The sequence below is a fragment of the Brachybacterium sp. J153 genome (genome assembly GCF_036311905.1).
In the GTDB taxonomy this organism is placed as follows: Bacteria; Actinomycetota; Actinomycetes; order Actinomycetales; family Dermabacteraceae; genus Brachybacterium.
The window spans coordinates 97,740-121,551 of record NZ_JAZDCH010000028.1 but is presented as its reverse complement, the minus strand read 5'-3'; the positions used below and the strand labels follow the sequence as shown (position 1 = coordinate 121,551).

Sequence of the window (23,812 nt, the reverse complement as noted above, 5' to 3'; positions counted from 1 at the left end):
GGGGATACCGCCCCTAAGCTAGACCCCCCCCCACAGGGTGGACGCCCCCCCCCCCCCCCCCCCCCCCCCCCCCCGCCCGTTTCCGGGTGTTGAGACTGCCCCATAGACAACACTGTGCGACACACACTATGGTGTCTTACATGAGCGAACAGTCGGATCTCCACCTGCAGGAGCTGCGCCGCGGCACGGTCGTGCTCGCGTGCCTCCATCTCCTGCGCGAGCCCGGGTACGGCTACGGCCTGCTCCAGGACCTCGAGCGACACGGCTTCGACACCGACGCCAACACCCTCTACCCGCTGCTGCGACGCCTCGAGAAGCAGGGACACCTCACGAGCGAGTGGAACACCGAGGAGGCGCGGCCGCGCAAGGTCTACCGCACCTCCCCCGAGGGCTCGGCTCTCGCCGAGCTCCTGATGACCGAGTGGTCCGCGCTCACCGCGGCCATCGACTCCCTCCCCACCTCCGCGAAGGAGAAGTGACATGACCGCCATCGACCTCACCCAGCGCTACATCGCCGCGACCGTCTCCTCCCTGCCCGCCGCCTCCCGCGAGGACGTCCGCGCCGAGCTCGGAACCTCGATCGCCGACGCGATCGAGAGCCGGATCGAGCAGGGCGAGGAGCGCGGGGCCGCCGAGCGCGCGGTCCTCACCGACCTCGGCGATCCGGCCCGTCTCGCCGCGGGCTTCGCGGACCTCCGGCTGCAGCTGATCGGACCGCGGCACTACCTGACCTGGCGCCGTCTGCTGATCCTGCTCGAGAGCATCGTCCCGGCCTGCGCGCTCGTCGGTGTCGCCCTCGCCCAGGTGCTCTCCGAGGCCCCTGTCGGCACCGTGATCGGCCAGTCGATCTCGGTCGCGCTCACCGCCGCGGTCCACGTCGCCTTCTGGGTCACCCTGGTGTTCGCGATCCTCGAGCGCACCGACGCGGAGACCGGCGAGGAGTGGACCCTCGAGGACCTCCCCGAGGAGCGCGGTCCCGACCTGCCGCTCTCGGACCTCATCGCCTCGATCGTGGTGGGCGTGCTGGTGATCGGGGCGGTGCTCTGGGACCTCGCCGACCCCGTCGTGCAGCTCGACGACCACGCGGTGTCGGTCCTGGCTCCGAGCCTGTGGCCGGGGTGGATCGCAGTACTGCTGGGCGTCGTGGTGCTCGAGGTGGCCCTCACCGTCATGGTCCATCGGCGCGGGGCCTGGACCACCCCCTTCGCGGTGGTCAACACGGCGCTCTCGCTGGTCTTCCTCTCCTGGGCGCTCACGCTCATCGCCCGCGGCGAGCTGATCAACCCCGAGCTCGTCCGCCTGGTGCTCACGGACAACGGCGTCGGCGGGGACACGCCGCGGATCCTCGCGGTGCTGCTCGCCGCGGGCATCGCGATCAGCTGCGCGCTCGACGTGGCCGACGGCTGGCGCAAGGCGCTGCGCGCCCGGCGCGTCTGAGCACCGGACGCGGGGCCGACGGGGCCGCGCGGGAGGTCAGCCCTCCTGCGCGGCCCCCGTCGTGCGCGGGTCGGCGGCGGGCGCGCCGGCCCCCGCCTCCGGCTGGGAAGCGGCCCAGCTCGCGAGCACGCGCAGCCGCTCCTGCGAGGTGGAGGCCGGCTCCGCGGTGTACACGATCATCACCAGATCGGGCTCGGCCGTGATCGCGAGCTCCTCGTAAGCGACGGTGACGTCCCCGACCACGGGATGACGGAAATGCTTGGTGCCCGCCCCGTGGGTGAGCACGTCGTGCGCGCCCCACAGCCGGCGGAACAGCGCGGAACCCTCGCTCAGCTCCGCGACGAGCTGCTGCAGGACCGGGTCGTGCGGGGCGCGCCCCACCTCGACGCGCAGGCTGGCCACGGCCATCTGCGCGAAGCGGTCCCACTCGGGGTAGAGCTGCTCGGAGCCGTCCTCGAGGAACTGGAAGCGCAGCAGGTTGGGCACGCCACCCTCGGGGACGGTCGCGAGCAGCGGCGCGTAGAAGGCGCGGGCCAGGGCGTTCATCGCCCGGACGTTCCGGTAGCGGTCGCGCACGAAGGCGACCGCGTCGGTCTGGGCATCGAGCGTCCACTGCAGGCCGGGCCGCACGGGACCGGTCTCGACACCGTGCCGCCGACGCAGGCGGCGGTCGGTGGGGACGCCGTCGGCCGCGCTCGCGAGGTCGAAGAGGTGCGCGCGCTCGGTCGCATCCAGCTGCAGGGCGGTCGCGACCGCGTCGAGCACCGAGGCGGAGGCGCCGGCGATCGCCCCCCGCTCGAGCTTCGCGTAGTACTCGACGCTGACCCCGGCGAGCATCGCGACCTCGCTGCGGCGCAGGCCGGGCACGCGGCGGCCGGGGCCGACGGGGAGGCCGGCCTGCTGCGGGGTGACCTTCGCGCGGCGCGTCATGAGGAACTCGCGCACATCGATCCTGTTGTCCATCGCCCCAGCGTAGATCCGCGGAGCGCAGCGGAGGAGTCCCTGTCAGGGCATCCTTCGGGGACGGGCGCCAGAAAGCCGCACCCCGCCAGGCCGACTACGGCGTGGAGGCGCTCGTCGTCGGTCGCACCGGGCTGATGGCCGGCCTGCACCTCGCCGGCCCTTGCCGTGCGGATCCGGCGCGAGCGCCAGCCCTGCGGCGTCGCCATCCGGATCCCGGAGAACCGGTCCAGCGCCCGATAGGACTGGCCCAGCCGCTGGCGAGACACGTTCATCGCCCCGCGCGCGGGCGCGGCGGGGAGAGTTCTCCGGACGGTAGTCGGCACCCCGGCGGTTCCCGACGGGGAGATGGGGCTGGGTCGAGGCCACCCGTGTCCCTACTCTCGCGCCTCGTCCCCGGCGCTACCCCGCCGCGCCGACCGGCCAGCTGGCGCGCACGCCGAGGCCGCCGAGCGCCGTGTCCGCGAGGACGATCCTGCCGCCGTGGGCCTCGGCGATGTGGCGGCAGATACCCAGCCCGAGCCCGGTCCCCGGAGGCTCGCCGCTGCGCCGCAGGCGTCCCCCGTCCCTGAGCAGCCGGTCGCGGTCGGCGGGAGGGATGCCCGCGCCGTTGTCCTCGACCAGGATGCCGCTGTGACCGTCGGCGTCGACGGCGGTGATGCGCACGCGCGGCGCACGGTCAGCGGGGCAGTACTTGAGGGCGTTGACCACGAGGTTCTGCACCAGCGAGCGCAGGTGCGACTCATCGCCGCGGACGATCCCGCCGGCACACTCGATGGTGGCGCCGGTGCGGGCGGCGAGGTCGGCGACGTCGTCCTGCACCCGATGCACCAGTGCGCCGAGGTCTACCGGGCCGCTCTCGAGGTGGCTCCCGCTCACGGCGTGGTCGAGCAGGTCGCGGAGCGAGTCGAGCATCCGCCGCCCCGCCCCGTCGGCCCGGCGCAGGAGCTCCGGCGCCTGCGCCTCGTGATCGGCCTCCTGGGCGAGCTCCAGGAAGCCCAGCAGCGACGTCAAGGGCGTGCGCAGGTCGTGGCTGACCTGGCGGGCGAAGTCCTCCAGCCGCTCCGCGGTGGCGGCGGCTTCGGCCAGGGAGGCGTCGAGCTGCCGGTCGCGGCGTTCGAGCTCGAGGACGTCGATGACGTTCTCCGCCAGGTTCTCCAGGAGCACCAGCTGGTCCGGGGTGATCGTCGCGGGGGCGGAGGAGAACACGCACAGCGACCCCAGCGGCACCTCCGCGTGGAGAGGGACCGAGACGTAGCCGCGCACGTCCGCGATGACGCCGGTCACGAAGGGGTTGTCGCGGAAGCGCGGGTCCCGGGACGCGTCCGGGACCACGGCGGGGTGGTCGTCGAGGAACACCTTCGCGCACATCGAGTCCTCGCGCGAGCACACGGAGGGGTCCACGCCGAACGCGGCGATCTGGTGCTGCTCGTCCGCGGTGATGACGTTGACGACCGCGAACGGCACCTCGGCGACCGCGGCCGCCATCCGCGCCAGGCGGTTCAGGCGCGGGGTGGACGTCGTCCAGGTCTGCTCCGCACCCGCGCCGGGCAGCCGATCGTCGGCATGGCCGTGGGGAAGTCCGTAGGCGTGCAGCCAGCGCTGCCTCGCCTCCTCGGAGACGAGCACCGCGGTGCCCGAACGACCGTCCGTTCCGCGATATGACTCCGTGTCGTCGGCGCCCACACGTCCCCCTGCACGTCCCCTGGTCCTGACGATTCATGGTAGCGGGGATCGTGCGCCTCGTGCCGCCCGGCTCGCCTCGCCGACGCGGGACGGGCGCGCCGCTGTGAGCGATAGCGATCGCTCATAGCGGCGGGTCTCAGACCAGCGGCGAGTCGCCGTCGTCGGAGCGCTCGTCGTGATCGGTGCCCGAGGAGTCGCTGTCCTCGGAGGACCGCGACGGGTCCTCCTCGGCGGCTCCGCTGCCGGGCTGGGCGATGCCCTGGTCCTCCGGGAGGGGACTGGTCTCGTCGTCGTCGGGGTGGTACATCGGGGTGCTGCTCATGGCCGAACCTCCTGAGATGGGGTCTTCCGGGCCTCCACCCTCTCACCGACACCCGCTCGGTTCCACCCCCGCCCCTGCGAGGTGCGGCGTCCCGGGTGGACCACCCGGCAGCGCTCACCGTCCGGGTCCGTCACCCCCATCCCTTCCGCACCGACGTCTCCCCCACGCCGGCGTTGAACATGTTCCACGGGTCCAGCCGACGGTAGTGCTCGACCGTCCCCGCCGGGGCCGGATAGATCCGGCCGAAGTTGTGCTCGGCGGGGACGGCGGCGCCGCGCTCCTCCAGCAGGCGGGTCATCCGCTTCTTCAGCGCGACGGGGTCCACGCCCTTCCTCGCCACGTGGTCCTGGTGCAGCACGTGGCAGAAGAAGTGGCCGAAGTAGACGCTCTGCAGCAGCTGGTCCGCGATCTCCTCGGGCAGCACCTCCAGCCAGTCCTCGTCGTCGCGGCGCAGGGCGACGTCGAAGGTGACCATCGCGGAGGCCTCCTCGCGGTGAATGACGTAGTAGCGGCTCGCGGCGCTCGCGACGCCGAAGCGGATCAGGGTCGCGCTCTGCGCCTCCTCGGCGTCGCAGGCGAAGAAGTCGCCCTCATGTCCGTCTTCGGCGAAGAATCCCTTCAGCAGCTGCTCGGTCGCCGCGCGCTCGCTGCCGCTGACGACCAGGATCAGGTGGTGGGCGAAGCGGTCGCGGTAGCTGAGCAGGCGGGCCGGGATCCTCGCGGGGACCAGGGAGAACAGGCGCTGGGAGATCGCGTCGGCGGCCGACGGCCCGGTGCCCGGCAGCTTCGCGAGGACGCCGTTGGCCCAGCTCTTCAGCGCGAACATCCGCACCAGCGCGGCGGAGCCGGCGTGCTTCAGCGAGACGTAGGTGTCCTTGCCGTACTCGGCCGCGAGGTCGAAGGCGTGGGCGCTGAGGTACTCGCCGGAGATCGGCAGGGGGCCGTCGGCCGCGAGGAACCGGCGGCGCAGCGCCTCGAGATCGGCGGGGCGGTCGGTGCCGATGTAGAACGTGGCCTTGTCCTGCTCGAGCGGGAAGGTGCGCGTGCGGACGGCGAAGACGAGGAGCTTACCGGCGCAGCCCGAGGCCTCGTGGAGGAAGGTCGGGTCGGCGTTGAAGCGGGCGGGGGTGGGGGCGAGCTCGCGCACGTGCTCGGCGTAGTCGGTACCGGTGCCGTCGGGGGGCGGCGGGGTGACGTCGGCGGCGGACCAGTCGCCGCGCTCCAGCCGATCCAGGATGTGGGTGGGGTCGGTGCCGAGGTCGATGCCCAGGTGATTGACCAGCTGGATCGTGCCGTCCCCCTCGACCCGGGCGTAGATCGCCTGCTCCGTGTAGGCGGGGCCCTTGCGGATCTGGGAGCCGCCGGAGTTGTTGGCGATGCCGCCCACCACGGTCGCGCCGATCGAGGTGGAGCCGATGACGGAGTGCGGCTCGCGACCGTGTGCGGCGAGCGTCTCCTCGAGGGAGTAGAGGGTGGCGCCGGCGAGGCTGACGGCCTCGCGGGCGTCGTGCAGGAGATGGATCGCGTCGATCCGCAGGGTGGAGAGGATGACGACGTCCCGCTCACCGTCCGGGGCGCCGGGCCCGGAGCCGCCGGTCAGGCCGGTGTTCGCGGCCTGCGGGATGACGATGAGGTCGTGGTCCACGCACACCTGCAGGGCACGCCACATGTCCACCAGCGACCCGGGCCGCAGCACGGCCAGGACCTCCCCGGAACCGAAGCGGTCGCCGGTGGTGTACGGGGCGGTCGCGCGCGGCGTGGTGAGCACGTGCTTCCGCCCCAAGATCCGGGTGAAGGCATCGATCGCCTCCGCCGCTCGGGGTGTCTGCCGTGCGCGGGTGCGCGGTGTCCGCATGTGCGACTGCTCCTTCGCCTCTGTGGGGTCGAGCTCCGGGGCGCGCCCCGGGTGCTCCGGGCCGTCCTCGGCCCGCGGCCAGCGTAGCCAGTGGCGAAGGTCCCGCATCGGCGTGGCCAGGCTCAGGCCTGGCCGCCGTCGAAGTAGGCGCGGAGCTCGGGCGCCACCGGCGGCACGTCCCGCGGCACCCCGCCGTCCCGGATCGACTCGGCGCCGAGCACTCCAGTCGCCACCGCCTCGCGGGCGGCGATGACCGACACGTCGGTGGCTCCGCCCGAGCGGGCGAAGCGCAGGAACTCCGCGACCAGGCTCGGGTCCGCGCCGCCGTGCCCGCCGTCGGCCCGCGCGATCACCTCGACGGCGTCCGGGCGCCCGGGGCCGGAGCGGCGGGACTCCCAGAGGTGGATCTGGTCCCCCGCGCCGTCGCCCATGTTCTCGATCCGGCCCGCGTCCCCGATCACGGTGTAGTTCCGCCAGTAGTCCGGGGTGAAGTGGCACTGCTGGTAGGAGGCGAGGACGCCGTTGTCGAGCCGCATCTGCAGCATCGAGATGTCCTCGACGTCCACGACCGGGTTCAGCTCCCGCAGCGTCGTGGGCGGCCAGATGTCCACGTCGTACCAGTCCCCCATGCGGCGGTCCGAGTTGTCGCGCCGATCGGTGATGTCGCCGTACACGGCGAGGTCGCCGATGCCGGAGACGCGACGGGTGTACCCGCCTGCGAGCCAGTGGATGACGTCGATGTCGTGGGCGCCCTTCTGCAGCAGCAGGCTCATGGCCTTCTCCCGCTCGGCGTGCCAGTCCTTGAAGTAGAAGTCACCGCCGGCGCCCACGAAGTGGCGGCACCAGATGGCGCGGACCCGACCGATCCGGCCGGAGTCCACGATCGCCTTCATCTGCCGCACCACCGGCATGTGGCGCATGTTGTGGCCCACGTACAGCCGGGCCCGCTGCTCCTGCGCGAGCGCGAGCATCGCGTCGGCGTCCTCGACGCTGATCGCCATCGGCTTCTCGCAGAAGGTCGCGATGCCGGCCCCGAGCGTCCGCAGCGCGACGGAGGCGTGGGTGGCGTCGGGGGTCAGGATCATCACCGCGTCGACCTCGTGACCGGCCAGCAGCTCCTCGACCGAGTCCACGACCGCCACGTCCTCGCCGATCGCCTCCCGCGCCTGGGCCTTCCCCCGCGCGGAAGGGTCGGCGACGACCGTGACGGCCGAGCCCTCCCCCGGTCGGTGCGCGTGGACGGCGAGGTCGTGGCGCGCGCCGAAGCCGATGACGCCGATCCGGAGGTCGTCCATGAGGTGGTGGTCCTTCGTGTCGAGGGGTGCGGGACGCCCGCTCCGCAAATGGTTTCACACACCGTCGCCCGTCCGCAACCGGTCATCGCCGGTCAGGGACGGATCAGACGGGGCTCAGCGCCGGGTCTCCCACAGATGCGCGGAGGCGAGGCCGAGCCGCTCGGGGACCCGTTCGAGGTCCAGCAGCAGCACCTCGTTGCGGCCGGCGCGCAACAGCGGGGCGGGGACGTAGAGACTCTGCTGCGGGCCGATCGACCAGTAGCGGCCCACGCAGAAACCGTTGACGTAGGCGACACCGTGCCCGGCACCCGACACGTCGAGGAAGGTGTCCTCCGGGGTCTCGACCTCGACGGAGGAGCCGACGAGGACGGGCGGGGCCTCGGGGCCCGCGACCCCGTCAGCCGCCGCCCCGTCGGCCGCGAGCCCGTCGGCCGCGAGCAGCCGGGCGAACTCGCCGCCCATCTCCTCGAGCGGCCACGGGTCGGCCTCCCAGTCGTTCAGGAAGCGGATCGTCTGCCAGACGCCGCCGAGGATGCCCTTGCGCTCCCCGAGGCGGGGTCCGAAGTTCGCGCGACCCAGGTTCTCCACCAGGACCTCGACGCGCACCGTGCGGCGGCCGCCATCGGGCAGGAGACGGTCCGCGAACGGGGTCAGCTCGACCGTCGCGGGATCGGTCTCGGCATGTCCGCTGCCGTCCACGCCCACGGCGCCGAGGGGCACCCCGTCGACCCACACCCACGCGCGATCGTGCAGGTCGTAGAGCTTCAGCGGGGAGATCACGCGGCGATTCTCGTGCTCTTCCGCGGCGATCTCGATCTCGCGCGAGAGGCGCAGCAGACCCCGTTCCAGCCCGAGGTCCTCGAAGGCGGGCGGGACCGGGTGCACGGCCGCGGTGCGGGTGAAGAGCACGGTGCCGCGCAGCGGGAGGACCCGCTCGAGCGGGAGCTCGCGGGCCGGGAGGGTCGCGGGCTCGGCGGCGAGGCCGAGCTGCGCCAGATGCTCCTCGAGGGGCGGCAGCTCGCGGTGGCGGGCGATGACCTCGCGGAAGGCCCGGAACTTCGCGGTCAGCGCACCGTTCTCGGAGATCGGGGCGTCGTAGTCGTAGCTCGTGGTGGTGGGCTGCAGACCGCCGTCGTGGTTCGCGCCCGCGCGCAGGCCGAAGTTCGTGCCGCCGTGCGCCATGTAGAAGTTGACGCTCATGCCGGCCCCGAGCATGTCGGCGAGCTCGTCGGCCGCGGAGTCCCCGGTGCGCTCGTGGTGCTGCTCGCCCCAGTGGTCGAACCAGCCGTTCCAGAACTCCATGCACATCTGCGGCTGATCAGGCAGCTCCTCGCGCGCCATCTCCAGCACGTCCAGGGCGCGGGAGCCGAAGTTGACGGTCGCGAGCGCCCCGTCGACCGTCCCGCCGGTCAGCCACATGCGGGCGGGGCCGTCGGAGGTGACCAGGAGCTCCTCGATGCCGCGGGCGATCAGGCCGTCGCGCAGATGGGCGAGGTAGACACGGTCGTCGCCGTAGCTGCCGTACTCGTTCTCGACCTGCACCATCACCACGTTCCCGCCGCGCGTCGTCTGGCGCTCGGCGATCACGGGGATCAGCGCGTCGAACCAGGAGTCGACCGCCGCGAGATAGCGCGGGTCGCGGTGGCGCAGGCGCAGGTTGCGGTCGGCGAGCAGCCAGCCGGGGAAGCCGCCGTTCTCCCACTCCGCGCAGATGTACGGGCCGGGGCGCACGATCGCGTCGAGCCCCTCCTCACGCGCGATGTCGAGGAAGCGGCCCAGGTCGGCGAAGCCCTCGAAGGTGGTCTCCTCCGGCGCCGGCTGGTGCACGTTCCAGGCCACGTAGGTCTCGACCGTGTCGCAGCCAAGGGCGACGAGGCGGCGCAGCCGGTCGCGCCACTGCCCGGGGTGGACGCGGAAGTAGTGCAGCGCCCCGGAGATCAGCAGGTGCGGCTCCCCGTGGCGGAGGAATCCGTCGGGGGTGGGGGTCAGGGCAGCGGGCATCGTCGGCGATCCTCTCGGCGGTGAACCGGTTTGCGCCAGTGTGTCAGCCGCGGGTGGCCGACGCGAACGGGGTCCGCAGCGAGACCTCAGGACTCCTCGATCACCGCCACCCCGCCCGCAGGCACCGTGAACGCGCCGTCGGCCGTGTGTCCCGTGAGCAGGTCCCGACCGTCGACCTGGACCACCTGGTCGCGGTCGGAATGATTGAGCACGAAGAGATAGGTGGTGCCGTCCTCGGCGAAGCGGCGCACCGCCTCGACGTCCCGGTGCAGGCCCGGGACGGCCGGCTCGACACCGGCGGCGTCCGCGATCTCCTCGAGCAGCGCCTCGAGGCCCGCGACGGAGGGGCGGGCGGCGACATACCAGGCGGCTCCCTCCCCCACCTCGTGGCGGGTCACGGCGGGCCAGCCGTGCAACGGCCCGTCGGCCCAGGTGCGCACCGCGCGGGCGCCCTCGAGGTGGGTGCGCTCGCTCCACAGATCCGCGCTCGAGCCGTCGTCGAGATGGCGCACCTCGTCCTCGAGCAGCGGGTCGAACTCCTCGGTGCGCACGCCCAGCAGCTCGCGGAAGGCGCCGGGGTAGCCGCCGAGCCGCACCAGGTCGTTCTCGTCGACGATGCCGGAGAAGAAGGTGATCACCACCTGGGCGCCCTCGCGCGCGGCGGCGGCGAGCCGCTCGGCGTCCTCGTCGCGGACCGTGTACAGCGTCGGCGCGATGATCAGGTCGTACCCGTCGAGATCGCCGCCGACGGGCACCAGGTCGACCCCGAGCCCCAGGTCCCACAGCGCCGTGTACCAGCGCAGCAGCTCCCCGGGATAGGACAGGGCCTGGGTGGGATGGGAGTCCAGCTCGCTCGCCCACCACGAGGGGTAGTCCATGACCAGCGCCACCCGGTTCAGCACGCGGCTGCCCCGCACCGAGGCGAGGGCCTGCAGCACGCGCCCGAGGCCCACGGTGCCGCGCCACACCTCCGAGTCCCGCCCGGCGTGCGGAACCATCGCCGAGTGGAACTTCTCGGCGCCGGCCCGGGACTGCTGCCACTGGAAGAACATGACCCCGTCGGCCCCGCGCGCGACGTGCGAGAGGGAGTTGCGCAGCATCTCGCCGCGGCGCTTGGACCGGTTGCGGTTCTGCCAGTTCACGGCCGAGGTGGAGTGCTCCATGAGGATCCACGGGTCGCCGCCCGCGACGCCGCGGGAGAGGTCCGCGGCGAAGGCCAGCTCGATCTGACCGCGGGGATCGGCGGAGATCAGGTAGTGGTCGTTGGCGACCAGGTCGAGGTCCCCCGCCCACGAGAAGTAGTCCATCCACTTCGTCGCCGAGGACAGCATCAGGTTGGTGGTCACCGGGACGTGCGGGGTGACCTCCCGCAGCACGTCCCGCAGGGCCCGGTAGTGGGTCAGCAGCTCATCGCTCGAGAAGCGGGCGAAGTCCAGCTGCTGGGTGGGATTGGGGTAGGTGGGCGCCGCGCGCGGCGGCAGGATCTCGGCGAAGTCGTCGTAGCGCTGGGACCAGAACGCGGTGCCCCAGGCCCGGTTCAGCTCCTCGATCGTGCCGTAGCGGTCCTCGAGCCAGGTGCGGAAGGCGAGCGCCGCATGCTCGGAGAAGTCGTGGGGAACGTGGCAACCGAGCTCGTTGTCCACGTGCCAGAGGGCGAGCGCGGGATGCTCGGCGTAGCGCTCGGCGAGAACCCGCGTCATGCGCAGGGCGTACTCCCGGTAGAGCGGGGAGGAGACCGCGTAGGCCTGGCGGCCGCCGGGGCTGAGCACCGTGCCCTCCGCCGTGACGGGCAGGATCTCGGGATGCGCGCGGGTCAGCCACGGCGGCGGGGAGGCGGTCGCCGTCGCGAGCGCGACCTGGACGCCGGCCTCTCCGAGGCGGTCCATGACGTCATCGAGCCAGGCGAACTCGTACTCGCCCTCGCGCGGTTCGAGCGTGGCCCACGCGAAGATCGCGACGCTCACCAGGTTCACGCCCGCCTCGCGCATCAGCTCCACGTCCTCGAGCCGGACCTCCTCGGGCCACTGCTCGGGGTTGTAGTCGCCTCCGTACGCGAGGCCCTGCACTCCGAGGGGCCAGGGTCGCTGCTCGCTCATGTCTCCTCCATCGGATCCGATCGTCCACCGTGGGGCTCGGCAACCCCTTACCCGCAGTCTAGGCGGCCGCGGTGGGGTCGCCGATCCGCGCGACCACCAGCGGGGTTCCGGTCCCGGTCTCGACGACGAGCGCGAGGAAGGGGACGTCGAGCGCGAGGGTCCGGCTCGGGACCGCGGCCGCGGTGCGTGCGGCGACGAGGGTCGCGGCGGCCGCCTCCATCCCCTCCTCGTCCACGCGTAGCACCGCCTGCTGGAGCACAAGGGAGAGATGCAGGCGCGGATCCTCGGCGATGCCGGAGAGGTCCGCCCCGGGCCGGAGCACGGGTCCGGCCCCGAGGCCCGCGAGCGCTCCCGTGAGGTCGCCGGACCAGCGCAGATCGAGCGGCGGAACGCTCAAGCGCACGGCCTCGCGCGGGGTGCGGAGCTCCGCGAGCAGGCCGACGAGCGCCGCCGGGTCCGCGGCCCAGGCCGCGAGGAGCGCCTCCGGTCCGGTGCGTGGCCGCACGAGCACGAGGGAGAGCGCGCCGCCGACGGTCCGCAGGCTGCTCGCCTCCCACAGCTCCCCTTCGGACCAGCCCGCCCCGGTCCCGGTGAGCAGGTCCGTCTCCACCCGCTCGCCGCGGGCCGTGGTGAACTCGCCCCGGGTGCGGGCGAGCGGCGCCGTCCAGGGGGCGCGCACGTGCAGGGCGTCGATGAGCACGAGGAGCAGGTGCGGGGAGAGGCCGTCCGGGCCGACGAGATCGGTGATCAGCCCGTCGGTCGCCTCCTCGACGAGGGCGTTGATCTCGTCCCGCGCTCGCGCCCGCCCCTCGGCGCGGGTGAAGTCCGCGCTCCCCGGCCGGGCCCGCAGCTCGTGCACCAGACGGTCCCGGAAGCCGCCCTCGAGGTGGATCCCCGACTGCAGCCAGAAGGCGTCCACGAGCGCCGCCTGCGCGGGGGCGCCGATCTGCTCGAGCGCCTCGCGCAGCGCCATGGCCTGCGCGGCGAGCGACTCCGCGTCGGCGCCGAGGGCCGTCTCGAGCTGGTCTAGCGTCTCCGTTCGCGCACCGAGCGCGAGCGGGGTGAGCGCGATCCGTGCCGAGACCGGCGAGCAGACCATGTTCTGCTCCGCCGGGTCCTTCTCTCCCGGCGCGAGCAGCGGGAGCAGCGGGAGCAGCCGCGCGGTGAACGCGGCGGCGGAGGCGGAGGGATCGTCGGCGGTCGGCGGGACGGGCGCGCTCATCGGGTCTGCGTCGGGTCGCCGATCCAGCCCGCGACCAGCGGGGCGAGGGTCGTGCGCTCGTAGGCGACGACGAGGAAGGGCCGATCCAGCACCAGCTCCTTCGGCTCGAGCGGGGCGGAGCCCGCTTCCATGACGACCGCGGTGGCCGCGGCGGCCTCCATGCCGTTCTCATCGACCGTCAGCACGGCCTTCTGGATCACGTCGCTGATCAGCAGCTTCTCGGCGGTGCTGATCCCGGAGAAGTCTGCGATGTCGGTGAAGGCATCCGCCATGCCGAGCTCCCGCAGCAGGTCGACGAGGGAGGAGTCCCAGTCGATGTCGATGGCCGGCACGGTCACGTCGACCGTCTCCTGCGCGTTCTCGAGCCCCGCGAGCAGCGCGCCGAGCCCCGCGGCCGGGTCGTCGGCCGACTCCGCCCAGGCGTCGAGCACCTCCGCGGGGCTACCGACGGGCAGCACCAGCGCGAGGGCCAGCTCGCCGCCAGCCGCCGCGAGCGCGGTCGCCTGGCACAGCGCGTCCTCGTACCAGGACGACGTGCTGCCGCGGAGCATCTCGGCCGAGACCTGCTCGCCGCCCGAGGTGGTGAAGGTGCCGCCGGTCTTCTCGAGCGGTGCGGGCCAGGAGGCCTTGAGGTGCAGGGCGTTGACCAGCACGAGGCGGGTGTCCTCGGAGAGCGCGTCCGGGGGGATCAGCTCCTCGATGAGGTCGTTGGTCTGCTCGAGCACCCAGTCGTTGATCCGCTCGCGGCCCGCCTCCCGGGCGCCGGGGTCGATGTAGTCGACCTCGAAGACGCCGCTGCCGAACCATTGCGCGAGGGCGTCCAGGTAGAGCTGCTCGACCTCGAAGCCCTCCTGCAGCCACGTGGAGTTGACGAGGGAGGCGACGGCGGGCTCGGGCGCGTCGGGATCATCGTCCTCCCGGGCCCGGTCCGCGACGGCGGCGAGCACCGCGGAGAGGGTGTTGGCGGTCTCGGCGAGCTCCTCGACGGTGCCGCTGAGGGCCTCCTCCATCTGCGCACGGGTGGCCCCCGCCGCACCGAGCGCCGCCATGGTCAGGGCGGTCTGTGCCGAGAGCGGGGAGCAGACCGCGTTGACCTCCTCGCGGTCGATGAGGGCGAGCATCCGTGCGGTGAAGGGCACGACCTTCTCCCCCGCGCCCTCGGCCGGCCCGGGCTCGCGGCGCGGCAGCTCGGCGGCGAGGTCCGGCTCGTCCCCTCCCCCGCCGGGCAGCAGATCCGTGCCGCAGGCCGAGAGGCCGAGGCCGGCGAGGGGCAGCCCCGCCGCGGCGGTGAGCAGGGTGCGGCGGCGCGGGCCTCCCGTGTGCTGCGGCGCCGCCGCCGTGCTGTCCGCGTGGGCGTCTGCAGGCGGCGCTGTCGGCGCGGTGGGGCTCATCACCCCATCGAAGCCGCCGATCGGGCCCGGCGCAAGCACTGCCGGGGTGCGCAGTGGTCGGTGGCTGACGGGGTGAACGTTGGCCGGGTCCTGGCGCCCTGCGCAGCACGACGCCATATATGGCGTAGTCATCGCTGTGACGCCAGTACCCGACCATGGCCCCGCCGATGGGGGCGGGGGTGCGGGCGAGCGGGGGCGGGCGGAGGCGAGCGGGGCGGGCCCGGACAGGCCGGCCCCGCCCCCGGCGCTCAGCCCTTGACGGAGCCCTCGGTGAGGCCGCCGCGCCAGAAGCGCTGCAGCACCAGGATGAGGATCGCCAGCGGGATCACCGAGAGCAGCGCGCCGCCCACGGTGAGCTGGTAGAACTCCGGCAGACGGTCCGTCTGCGCGCGCCAGTTGTCCAGGCCCAGGGTGATCGGGTAGAGCCGCTCGTCGGCCAGCATCACCAGGGGCAGGAAGTAGTTGTTCCAGATCGCGACGAACTGGAACAGCACGATGGTCACGACCGCCGGGGTCAGCTGCGGCAGGGCCAGGCGGTGGAAGAGCCCGATCTCGCTGACGCCGTCGAGACGGCCCGCCTCGAGCATCTCGTCCGGCACCGCGGCGCTCGCGTAGATCGAGGCGAGGAACAGGCCGAAGGGGCTCACGAGCGACGGGATCAGCACGGACCAGTAGGTGTTGGTCAGGCCCACCGAGCTGAACAGGAAGAACAGCGGCAGCGCCACCGCGGTGCCGGGCACCAGCACACCGCCCAGCACGAAGCCGTAGACCAGGCTGCGTCCCCGGAAGCGGTACTTCGCCAGCGCATAGCCCGCGGCGACCGCGAAGTAGGTCGCGAGCAGGGAGCCCACGCCCGAGTAGAGCAGCGAGTTCAGCGCCCAGCGGGGGAAGATCCCGCCGTTCGCGCTGAGCACGGCGCCGAGGTTCTCGAACAGCTGGAAGTTCTCGCCGAACCAGAAGCCGCTCGTGCCGAAGAGGTCCTCGGTGGACTTGGTGGCGTTGACGACCACCCAGTAGACCGGCACCAGGAAGTAGATCGCGACGATCGCGAGGATCGCGGTGACCAGGATCGTGGTGGTGGGCCGACGGCCCGCGTCGCGGGAGCCGGAGCGGGAGTGGTCGGCGGTGCGGCGGGGCGAGCCGGAGGCCTTCGCCCGGTGAGTCTGCGTGGTGGTCATCGACGCTTCTCCGTCCAGTTCGAGATGCCGAGCGCCACGGCGGACAGCACGAAGGCCGAGACCGCGATGATCACGGCCTGCGCGGCCGCCATGCCGATGTCGTTGTACTGGAAGGCGAAGGCGTAGGCGGACATGTTCGGGGTGTACTCCGAGGTGATGCCGGAGCTCATGGTCTGCAGCAGGCGCGGCTCGGCGAAGAGCTGCAGGGTCCCGATGATCGAGAAGATGATCGTGAGCATGAGCGCGGGGCGGATCAGCGGCAGCTGGATGGACAGCGCGACCCGCAGCGAGGAGGCGCCGTCGAGCTTGGCCGCCTCGTAGAGCTCACCGGGGATCGCCTTCAGCTGGGCGATGATGATGAGCATGTTGTAGCCGGTGTAGGTCCAGGTCACGATGTTCGCGATCGACCACAGCACCATGTTCGGGGCGAGGAAGTCGACGTTGATCCCGACCACCGCGAGGGTGTCCACGATCGGGCTGAGGCCCGGGATGTAGAGGAAGGACCACAGGATCGTCGCGATCACGCCGGGGATGCCGTAGGGCAGGAAGTAGGTCGCGCGGAAGAAGCCGGGCCACTTCGCCGAGGCGCTCTCGAGGAGCAGGGCGAGGACCGTCGCGGCGACGATCATGACCGTCACCTGCACCGCGCCGAAGAGCACCATGCGGCCGAGCGAGGCGATGAAGTTGACGTTCGACAGTGCCGCGATGTAGTTGTCGAGGCCGGCGAACACGCTGGTCACGCCCGCCTCACCGAGGAGGCCGGAGCGCTCGACGCGGGTGAAGGAGTAGCCGATCGCCATGATGATCGGCACCACCATGGTCACCACGAACAGGAACAGGAAGGGCGCCATCAGCACCCAGGGAGCGGACTTCGCCTTCATCGTGCCTCCTCCGCGTTCAAGCCGATGGTGCGCATGATGTCGACGATCTGCGTCTGCGCGTCGGCGAACATGTCCACCAGCGGCACCTCGCCGCTGACTGCTCGGGTCATGCCGTCCCCGATGATCGCCTGGGCGCGCTGCATGAGCGGTGCCCAGGTCCAGTCGAGGTTCTGGCCGGCGGCCATCGGGACGATGACCTCCTCGTTGTAGTTCTGGCCGGAGAAGAACTCCGAGGGCTGCATGCGGCTCTCGCCGATGTAGTCCGCGGCCGGGGACCAGCCGATGCCGGAGTACTGGATCATCGCGTCGATCCCCGCGGGGTCGGTGCACATCCAGGTGAGGAACTCGAGCGCCTCGGCAGGGTGCTTCGCGTTCGACAGGATCGCGCCGGAGGAGCCGCCGTGGCCGCCGGAGGCATAGCCGTCGGACCAGGTGGGCATCGGGGCGACCGCCCACTTGCCCTCGCCGCCGGGGACGGTGGCGTTCAGGGCGTCGGACCAGGAGCCCGAGATCGAGGCGAGCACGTTGCCGTCACCGGCCGCCGCGTACCAGGGCGTGGTGTACGAGCCGTAGCCGGTGCCGACGATCCCGTCGGCGAAGATGCCGTCCCAGAACTCGGCGACGCGCATCGAGGCGTCGTCGGTCATGTCGACGATCCAGCCGTCGCCCTCGGGGCGGAACCACACCGCGCCGGACTGCATGACCCAGGCGATGGGGTGCGATCCGTCGGAGGGGTCGAGACTGATGAGGTTCTTGCCGGCCTCCTGCACGGCACCCGCGACCTCGCGGAAGTCGTCCCAGGTCGCGGGGACGGTCAGCCCCAGCTCCCCCTCGAGGACCTCGCGGTTGTAGAAGGTCGCGACGGGGCCGGTGTCCTGCGGGACGCCCCAGAAGGAGTCGCCCACCTTGACCTGGCTGATCGCGCCCGGGTCGAACAGCGACTCCTGGTCGCCGAAGCCGTAGCGGGTGAGGTCCACGAGCGCGCCGGCGAGGGCGAACTCGGGGATCTGACGCAGCTCGACCTGGGCGATGTCGGGACCGCCGCCCGCGGCGACCGCGGAGAGGATCTTGGCGTAGCCGCCCGAGTTGCCACCGGGGATCCAGGTGGCCTCGACCGTGATCCGGTCCTGCGACGCGTTGAACACGTCGGCGACCTTCTGCAGGTCCTTCAGCCACGCCCAGTAGGTCACGGTGACCTTGCCGTCCGCGGCGGGGATGGTGGGCTCGGCGTTCACCGTGCCGTTGTTGGGCGGGGCGCAGGCGGCGAGCCCGGCGGCGAGCGCCGCTCCGGTCCCCACCAGCGCCGAGCGCCGCGACAGTCGTTGCCTCATCGCTCTCCTTGTCGTTCCTCATCATCGAGTCGTGTCTCGTCTCCGAGCGCCGCGAGCCTAACCGAGAAAAGTGACGGGGCACTATTTTCCACGTGAACGTTCCCGTCGACGTGAGCCGAGCCACGTCGAGGCGGGGGCGGTCGGGCTGGAACGGATGCCCGGGCACGGTCCGGGCCCGTCGGCCGACCACCCTGCCCGTCCGCCCACCGACCGGCGCGCCGTTACCACACGGCGGAGCATCTGTCCGGACCTTGAGGGAAGATGCCGCACGCGGCTCCTCGCCCGGTGGTAGCGTGACCCGCCGTCGGCGCTGGATTCCCCGTCAGCTCACCGCTGGCCCGGACCCGTCCCCTCCACGTCCCCTCCCCCTCTCCCCACTCTGAAGGATCTGATCATGGTCGACATCCGGCTGGATGCGCAGTGGATCGACTACGCGATCATCGCGTTGTACTTCGTCTTCGTGCTCGGAGTGGGGTGGTACGCCAAGCGCGGCGTCTCCAGCTCCATCGAGTTCTTCCTCTCCGGCCGCTCGCTGCCCGCGTGGGTCACGGGCCTGGCGTTCATCTCCGCGAACCTCGGCGCGGTCGAGATCATGGGCATGTCCGCCACGGGCGCCCAGTACGGCATGCCGACGATGCACTACTTCTGGGTCGGCGCGGTGCCTGCGATGCTGTTCCTCGGCGTCGTGATGATGCCGTTCTACTACGGCTCGAAGGTGCGCTCGGTCCCCGAGTTCATGCGGATGCGCTTCGGCACCGGCGCGCATCTGGTGAACTCGATCAGCTTCGCCGTCGCGCAGCTGCTCATCGCGGGCGTGAACCTGTCGCTGCTCGCGACGATCGTGAACCGGCTGCTGGGCTGGCCGATGTGGGTGGGGCTCGTCCTCGCCGCCGCGTTCGTGCTCTTCTACATCACCGTGGGCGGGCTCTCCGCCGCGATCTACAACGAGGTGCTGCAGTTCTTCGTGATCGTCGCGGCGCTGCTGCCGCTGACCCTGATCGGCCTGCACCGCGTGGGCGGCTGGAACGGCCTCACGGAGCGCGTCGCCGGGGACGGCATGCTCGGCGGGGAGCAGCTGCACACCTGGCCCGGCCAGGCCCTCTCCGGCTTCGACAGCCCCGTGCTCTCCGTGATCGGGATCGTCTTCGGCCTCGGCTTCGTGCTCTCCTTCGGCTACTGGACCACGAACTTCGTCGAGGTGCAGCGCGCGATGGCCTCGAAGTCGCTCACCGCCGCCCGGATGACGCCGATCATCGGCGCCTTCCCGAAGATGTTCATCCCCTTCATCGTGATCATCCCCGGCATGATCGCCGCCGTGCTCGTCGGCGAGCTCACCGAGTACAAGCAGCTCGACCACGCGGGCGACGCCGCCGGCGCGGCCGCCACCGGTGTGAACTACAACGACGCGCTGCTACTGCTCATGCGCGACGTGCTCCCCAACGGCCTGCTCGGCGTCGCGATCGCGGGCCTGCTCGCCGCGTTCATGGCCGGCATGGCCGCGAACATCTCCGCCTTCAACACGGTGGTCTCCTACGACCTCTACCAGCAGTACGTGAAGCCGGACGCCCCCGACGCCCACTACCTGAAGGTGGGCCGCGTCGCGACGCTCATGGCCTGCGTCATCGCGATCTTCACCGCGCTCATCGCCGGGCAGTTCTCCAATCTCATGGACTACCTGCAGACCCTCTTCGGGTTCTTCAACGCGCCGCTGTTCGCGACCTTCATCCTGGGCATGTTCTGGAAGCGGATGACCCCCACCGCGGGCTGGACCGGCCTCGTCGCCGGTACCCTCTCGGCCGTCGCGCTGTGGGCCTCCTCCACCTTCTTCGGGCTGTTCGAGCTGCCCGGCCAGGGCCTCGCCTTCGTGAGCGCCGCGACCGCCTTCGTGGTCGACATCCTCGTCTCCGTGGTGGTCACGCAGTTCACCGCCCCGAAGCCCGTCCACGAGCTGAAGGGCCTGGTCTACTCCGAGACCCCGAAGTCCCAGCTCGTCGACCCCGAGGAGAAGGACCTGCCGATCTGGCGCCGCCCGGTGCCGATGGCCGGCCTGGGCCTGGTCCTCGTCAGCGTCCTGAACATCGTCTTCGCCTGAGCCGGGATCACCAGGAGCACACCATGAACACGCACAAGGGCACGACCCCCGAGCCGGCCGACTCCCCCGACGTCCCCGCGGACGCCCACGTCGAGACCGCCGGCGCCTTCGACATCCGCACCTTCATCGGCGCGCTCGTAGGCCTGTTCGGCCTGATCCTCGTCGCGATGGGGCTGTTCGCGTTCACGCCGCACGAGGCCGCGAAGACAGACGGGCTCAACGCCAACCTCTGGGCGGGCATCGCCATGGTGGTCGTCGCGATCCTCTTCTTCGTCTGGGCGAAGCTCGACCCGATCCGCATGATCGTGCGCGAGAACGAGGACGGCGCCGAGGAGCCGAAGGACATCGCGGCCCTCTGACCGGTCGGGGCCGCGGCCTCGGGCCCAGCATGCCCCCGCCGGGCGACGCCGAGGGGCAGACTGGACGGACCCGACGACGTTGGAGGTTCCCGTGCCCGACCTGCCCACCATCACCCCGGACCGCATCGCCGACCTGCTGGAGCGGGTGCCGCGCAGCTCCTTCGTGGACGGCGGCTTCCTCGGCGGGACCCCGTCGCTGGACGTCATCGACCCCGCGACGGGGCTGCCGCTGCTCGAGGTCGTGGACGCCGACGCCGCGACCGTCGGGCGCCGCGCGCTGGATGCCGCGGTCGCCGCGCAGGACGCGTGGGCGGCGACCCTCCCGCGGGAGCGCTCGGAGATCCTGCGCCGCGCCTACGAGCTGTGCCACGAGCGGGCCGACGACCTCGCGCTCGCGATGACCCTCGAGATGGGCAAGCCGCTCGCGGAGGCGTACGGCGAGGTCACGTACGGGGCCGAGTTCCTGCGCTGGTTCTCGGAGCAGGCGGTGCGGCAGCCGGGCGGGTTCCGGCAGGCGCCCAGCGCCGACCAGGCGATCCTCACCGTGGCGCGGCCCGTCGGCCCGGTCCTCGCGATCACGCCGTGGAACTTCCCGCTGTCGATGGGCACGCGGAAGATCGGTCCGGCGCTCGCGGCCGGCTGCACCGTGGTGCTCAAGCCCGCGCAGGCCACGCCGCTGACGTCGCTGCTGCTGATGCGGATCCTGGCCGACGCCGGTGTGCCAGATGGCGTCGTGAACTGCGTGGTCACCTCCGACGCACGGGGGCTGTCCGGGACGCTGCTCGCCGATCCGCGGCTGCGGAAGATGTCCTTCACCGGCTCGACCCCGGTGGGTCGCGGGCTGCTCGCCCAGGCCTCCGAGCAAGTGCTGCGCACGTCGATGGAGCTCGGCGGGAACGCACCGTTCCTGGTGCTTCCGTCGGCCGACGTGGCGACCGCCGTGGAGGCGGCGATGCCCGCGAAGTTCCGCAACAACGGCGAGGCGTGCACCGCCGCGAACCGCTTCTACGTGCACGCGTCGGTGGCGGAGGAGTTCACGGCGGCGCTCGTGGAGCGGGCGGCGGCGTTGCAAGTGGGGCCCGGGATCGACCCCGCGACGACGCTCGGCCCGCTCCTCGACGAGGCGGGGCTCGCGAAGGTCGAGGAGCTGGTCGCCGACGCGGTCGAGCGCGGGGCGCGGGTGCTGGTGGGCGGGCGCCGGCCGACGGCCGAGGAGCTGCCGGACGGCTGCGCGGGCGGCACGTACTACCTGCCGACGGTGCTCGCCGACGTCCCGGCCGACGCCCGCGTCGCCCGGGAGGAGATCTTCGGGCCCGTCGCCCCGATCATCGTCATGGACGACGTGGACGAGATGGTCCGCGCCGCGAACGACACCGAGTTCGGGCTGATGAGCTACGTGATCGGGGACGATCTGGGCGCGGTGACGGCCGCGGCGCGGCGGATCGAGTCGGGGATGGTCGCGGTGAACCTCGGGGTCGCGTCCGATGCGGCCGCCCCCTTCGGCGGGGTCAAGGAGTCGGGGCTCGGCCGCGAAGGATCCCACGAGGGGATGGCCGAGTACCTGGAGATGACGTACGTGCGCCTGCCCCTGTGAGCTCGGCGCCCGTCAGCGGTCGCGGCGCAGTGGGTCGTCCTCGGCGAAGGGCTCGTCCTCGAAGGCGTCCACGGGCTCGTCGGCCTCGTCCAGCAGCTCCCGGCCGTCCGGGAGCTCCTGATCGGTGAGCATCTCGTCCCCGGCGCGGTTGCCCTGCTCGGCGGCGGCCACGTCCTCCTCGCCCAGCTCGGCGGGCATGTCCGCGGCGTCGTCGCTGCGACCGGAGGCGTCCCGCTCCCGCTCCAGCTCGAGGATCCGGTCGATGTTCTCGGTCCCGTCGGGGCCGGTGACGTCCTCGCGCGGGGTGTCGGTGCCGTTAGCGGACGGGTCGTAGGGGTTCTCCGTCATGGCGATGCTCCTTCTCGTGGTCACTGCGGCGGGGCCGGATGCGTCCCGCCGTGTGCCCCGACCCTACGGGGTCGCCGCGGGTGGCGTCAGGCGCTCCCCTCCAGGGTCACGGTGCGGGTGGTGCCGTCGGCCAGGGTGATCGTCGCCGGGACGACGGGGTGCGGGTCGGAGTCGTCCTCGATCGGCCACCAGGCGGCGAAACGGCCGTCCGCGACGCTCGCCTCCACCGGGCCCCTCTCCGTGTCCAGGACCAGGCGCGCCACGTCCTCGCCTACGTGCCCGGTGATGGCGGTGGACCCATCGGCCTGCCAGCCGTTCTGCGGCATGGCCTCCTGGAACGACGTCTGCACGAAACCCACCACGACTTCGTCGGCACCGGGTGCCGCCGCGGGCGGCTCCTCCAGCGAGGTCATACCCCCGATCGGCTCCCGCCCATCGATGAGGGTGGCGGTGCACAGCAGTTCCCGCCCGTCCTCGTCGCCCGCCAGGACCAGGGTCGTGCTCCCGCGCTGCTCCTGCAGGAGCGGCCGCAGCCGATCGGACTCCACGCGCCACCAGCGCGCGCACTGCTGCACGCCCGGGGCATCCACGGCGACCGGGTCGCCGACCGGGGTCCAGCCGGCGGAGGCGGTCGGCGGACGGATCAGGTCGACGGCGACCACCGCCGTCGTGACCACGAGGGCCGCGGCGGCGAGAGCGAGGAGACCCCGTCGGCGCAGCGGATGCCGACGCGATCCCGCCCGGGGTCGGGTGTCGTCGGCATCCGCGGAGCGCGGGTCCGAAGCCTTCGGCTGCCGGCGCGTGGTGGCGAGGATCCGCCGGAGATCGGCCTCGGCCCGCTGCTCGCGACCAGCGTGCTGGGGAGGGGCGGGGTCGAGGGAGCGCAGCGCGGTCTCGATCTCGGTGGTCGTCATCGGATGGCCTCCCAGGTGGTGTCGACGGACGGGGCGGGGCGCGCGGGGTGGGCGGGCGGCGCGGGGCGCGCGGGCGGCCCGGGGTGCGGGGGCGGCGCGGGGTGCGGGGGCGGCCCGTCCTCGACGAGGCGGCGCAGTCTCCGGCGGGCACGGGACACACGCAGCCGGTAGGCGACCGCCGTGGTGCCGAGCACGCGGGCAGCCTGCGCGGACGTGAGATCGTCCAGGACGGCGAGCGCGATGGCCTCCTGCTCGCCGTCCGTGAGATGGCGCCAGGCCCGGGCGACGTCGAGCCGCAACGTCGCAGCATCATCCTCCGGGTGGGGTGTCGTCGACTCCGCGTCGGCCAGGCGCACGCCCAGGGCATCGCGACGGCGGTCGCTGCGTCGACCGTTGGCGAGGGTGCCGCGGGCGATGCCGAACAGCCAGGCTCGGGCGTCGCCGCGATCCTCGGGCAGGTCCTCGAAACGTCGCCAGGCCGCGAGGAAGGCCTCTGCGACCACGTCCTCCGCCCCGCTCTCCCCGTGGCGGCGGCGCACGAAGCGGAGGACGTCGGCGTACGTTTCGTCGTACAACGCGGTGAAGTGCTGGGCGGGATCGGGTCGGGGCGGCGTGCTCACATCCTCTTCCTGTCCGGCAGCGCACGAGGTGTGTCACGCAACCTCGACGGCCGTCTGCTCTGGTGCTCGAGCCGACGGCCGCGCGCCGTGCTCCCTCGAGCGGGAGCACGGCGCGCGGGTGCGGGGGTCGGGGCGGGGTGGGGCGCGTCCGTCGGCCGGACCGACGGGTGGCTGGACCGATGGGCGCCGGGACCGATGGGCGCCGGGACCGATGGGCGCCGGGCCGCGCC

At 72.4% G+C, this 23,812-nt stretch carries 20 protein-coding genes; 5 read left to right on the top strand and 15 right to left on the bottom strand.

Features of this window, described 5'->3' with window-relative positions; genetic code table 11:
* Positions 1 to 140: 140 nt before the first annotated feature.
* A complete protein-coding gene (locus V1258_RS14375) occupies positions 141 to 479 on the top strand; it encodes a PadR family transcriptional regulator (RefSeq protein WP_329745552.1) in 339 nt (112 codons plus the stop codon).
* 1 nt (position 480) lies between these two features.
* Positions 481 to 1,437 carry a permease prefix domain 1-containing protein gene (locus V1258_RS14370; protein ID WP_329750322.1) on the top strand — a complete coding sequence of 319 codons (957 nt, stop codon included), beginning with the start codon at positions 481 to 483 and terminating at the stop codon, positions 1,435 to 1,437.
* 36 nt (positions 1,438 to 1,473) lie between these two features.
* Here V1258_RS14370 and V1258_RS14365 read toward each other — a convergent pair whose 3' ends face one another.
* The 12 genes from V1258_RS14365 to V1258_RS14310 all read right to left on the bottom strand — a co-directional run bounded on the left by V1258_RS14365 (position 1,474) and on the right by V1258_RS14310 (position 17,655).
* Complete coding sequence (locus V1258_RS14365; RefSeq protein WP_329745554.1) at positions 1,474 to 2,400, bottom strand: helix-turn-helix domain-containing protein; 927 nt, start codon at positions 2,398 to 2,400, stop codon at positions 1,474 to 1,476.
* A gap of 399 nt (positions 2,401 to 2,799) precedes the next feature.
* A complete protein-coding gene (locus tag V1258_RS14360) occupies positions 2,800 to 4,083 on the bottom strand; it encodes a sensor histidine kinase (RefSeq protein ID WP_329750321.1) in 1,284 nt (427 codons plus the stop codon).
* A gap of 136 nt (positions 4,084 to 4,219) precedes the next feature.
* A complete protein-coding gene (locus tag V1258_RS14355; RefSeq protein ID WP_329745556.1) occupies positions 4,220 to 4,405 on the bottom strand; it encodes a hypothetical protein in 186 nt (61 codons plus the stop codon).
* Between the two features lie 130 nt (positions 4,406 to 4,535).
* On the bottom strand, positions 4,536 to 6,260 hold the full coding sequence (gene dld, locus V1258_RS14350; protein ID WP_329750320.1) for a D-lactate dehydrogenase: 1,725 nt from the start codon (positions 6,258 to 6,260) through the stop codon (positions 4,536 to 4,538).
* A gap of 122 nt (positions 6,261 to 6,382) precedes the next feature.
* Entirely contained in the window at positions 6,383 to 7,555 is a 1,173-nt protein-coding gene (locus V1258_RS14345; protein ID WP_329750319.1) for a Gfo/Idh/MocA family protein, read from the bottom strand.
* A gap of 114 nt (positions 7,556 to 7,669) precedes the next feature.
* Positions 7,670 to 9,556 (bottom strand): glycoside hydrolase family 35 protein, encoded by a 1,887-nt coding sequence (locus V1258_RS14340; RefSeq protein WP_329750318.1) that lies wholly within the window; start codon positions 9,554 to 9,556, stop codon positions 7,670 to 7,672.
* A gap of 86 nt (positions 9,557 to 9,642) precedes the next feature.
* Positions 9,643 to 11,652, bottom strand: a complete 2,010-nt coding sequence (locus V1258_RS14335; RefSeq protein ID WP_329750317.1) for a beta-galactosidase — start codon at positions 11,650 to 11,652, stop codon at positions 9,643 to 9,645.
* A gap of 58 nt (positions 11,653 to 11,710) precedes the next feature.
* Positions 11,711 to 12,874, bottom strand: coding sequence for a serpin family protein (locus tag V1258_RS14330; RefSeq protein WP_329750316.1), 1,164 nt, complete (start codon positions 12,872 to 12,874; stop codon positions 11,711 to 11,713).
* On the bottom strand, positions 12,871 to 14,265 hold the full coding sequence (locus V1258_RS14325) for a serpin family protein (protein ID WP_329750315.1): 1,395 nt from the start codon (positions 14,263 to 14,265) through the stop codon (positions 12,871 to 12,873). Before V1258_RS14325 ends, V1258_RS14330 begins: the two co-directional genes overlap by 4 nt.
* A 248-nt stretch (positions 14,266 to 14,513) precedes the next feature.
* Positions 14,514 to 15,443 carry a carbohydrate ABC transporter permease gene (locus tag V1258_RS14320; protein WP_329750314.1) on the bottom strand — a complete coding sequence of 310 codons (930 nt, stop codon included), beginning with the start codon at positions 15,441 to 15,443 and terminating at the stop codon, positions 14,514 to 14,516.
* Positions 15,440 to 16,324, bottom strand: coding sequence for a carbohydrate ABC transporter permease (locus V1258_RS14315; RefSeq protein ID WP_329750313.1), 885 nt, complete (start codon positions 16,322 to 16,324; stop codon positions 15,440 to 15,442). Before V1258_RS14315 ends, V1258_RS14320 begins: the two co-directional genes overlap by 4 nt.
* On the bottom strand, positions 16,321 to 17,655 hold the full coding sequence (locus tag V1258_RS14310; protein WP_329750312.1) for an ABC transporter substrate-binding protein: 1,335 nt from the start codon (positions 17,653 to 17,655) through the stop codon (positions 16,321 to 16,323). Before V1258_RS14310 ends, V1258_RS14315 begins: the two co-directional genes overlap by 4 nt.
* Positions 17,656 to 18,049: 394 nt before the next feature.
* Between V1258_RS14310 and V1258_RS14305 the strand changes: the two genes are divergently transcribed.
* The 3 genes from V1258_RS14305 (at position 18,050) to V1258_RS14295 (ending at position 21,700) form a co-directional block, all read left to right on the top strand.
* A complete protein-coding gene (locus V1258_RS14305; protein WP_329750311.1) occupies positions 18,050 to 19,747 on the top strand; it encodes a sodium:solute symporter family protein in 1,698 nt (565 codons plus the stop codon).
* Between the two features lie 23 nt (positions 19,748 to 19,770).
* On the top strand, positions 19,771 to 20,106 hold the full coding sequence (locus V1258_RS14300; RefSeq protein ID WP_329750310.1) for a hypothetical protein: 336 nt from the start codon (positions 19,771 to 19,773) through the stop codon (positions 20,104 to 20,106).
* A gap of 91 nt (positions 20,107 to 20,197) precedes the next feature.
* Positions 20,198 to 21,700, top strand: a complete 1,503-nt coding sequence (locus V1258_RS14295; RefSeq protein WP_329750309.1) for an NAD-dependent succinate-semialdehyde dehydrogenase — start codon at positions 20,198 to 20,200, stop codon at positions 21,698 to 21,700.
* Positions 21,701 to 21,712: 12 nt separating this feature from the next.
* On the opposite strand, the gene V1258_RS14290 is transcribed toward V1258_RS14295, so the two are convergent.
* The 3 genes from V1258_RS14290 to V1258_RS14280 all read right to left on the bottom strand — a co-directional run bounded on the left by V1258_RS14290 (position 21,713) and on the right by V1258_RS14280 (position 23,582).
* Positions 21,713 to 22,048 (bottom strand): hypothetical protein, encoded by a 336-nt coding sequence (locus V1258_RS14290; protein ID WP_329750308.1) that lies wholly within the window; start codon positions 22,046 to 22,048, stop codon positions 21,713 to 21,715.
* A gap of 86 nt (positions 22,049 to 22,134) precedes the next feature.
* A complete protein-coding gene (locus tag V1258_RS14285; RefSeq protein WP_329750307.1) occupies positions 22,135 to 22,962 on the bottom strand; it encodes a hypothetical protein in 828 nt (275 codons plus the stop codon).
* Positions 22,959 to 23,582, bottom strand: a complete 624-nt coding sequence (locus tag V1258_RS14280; protein ID WP_329750306.1) for an RNA polymerase sigma factor — start codon at positions 23,580 to 23,582, stop codon at positions 22,959 to 22,961. The genes V1258_RS14285 and V1258_RS14280 overlap by 4 nt, the downstream gene beginning before the upstream one ends.
* Positions 23,583 to 23,812: the final 230 nt, after the last annotated feature.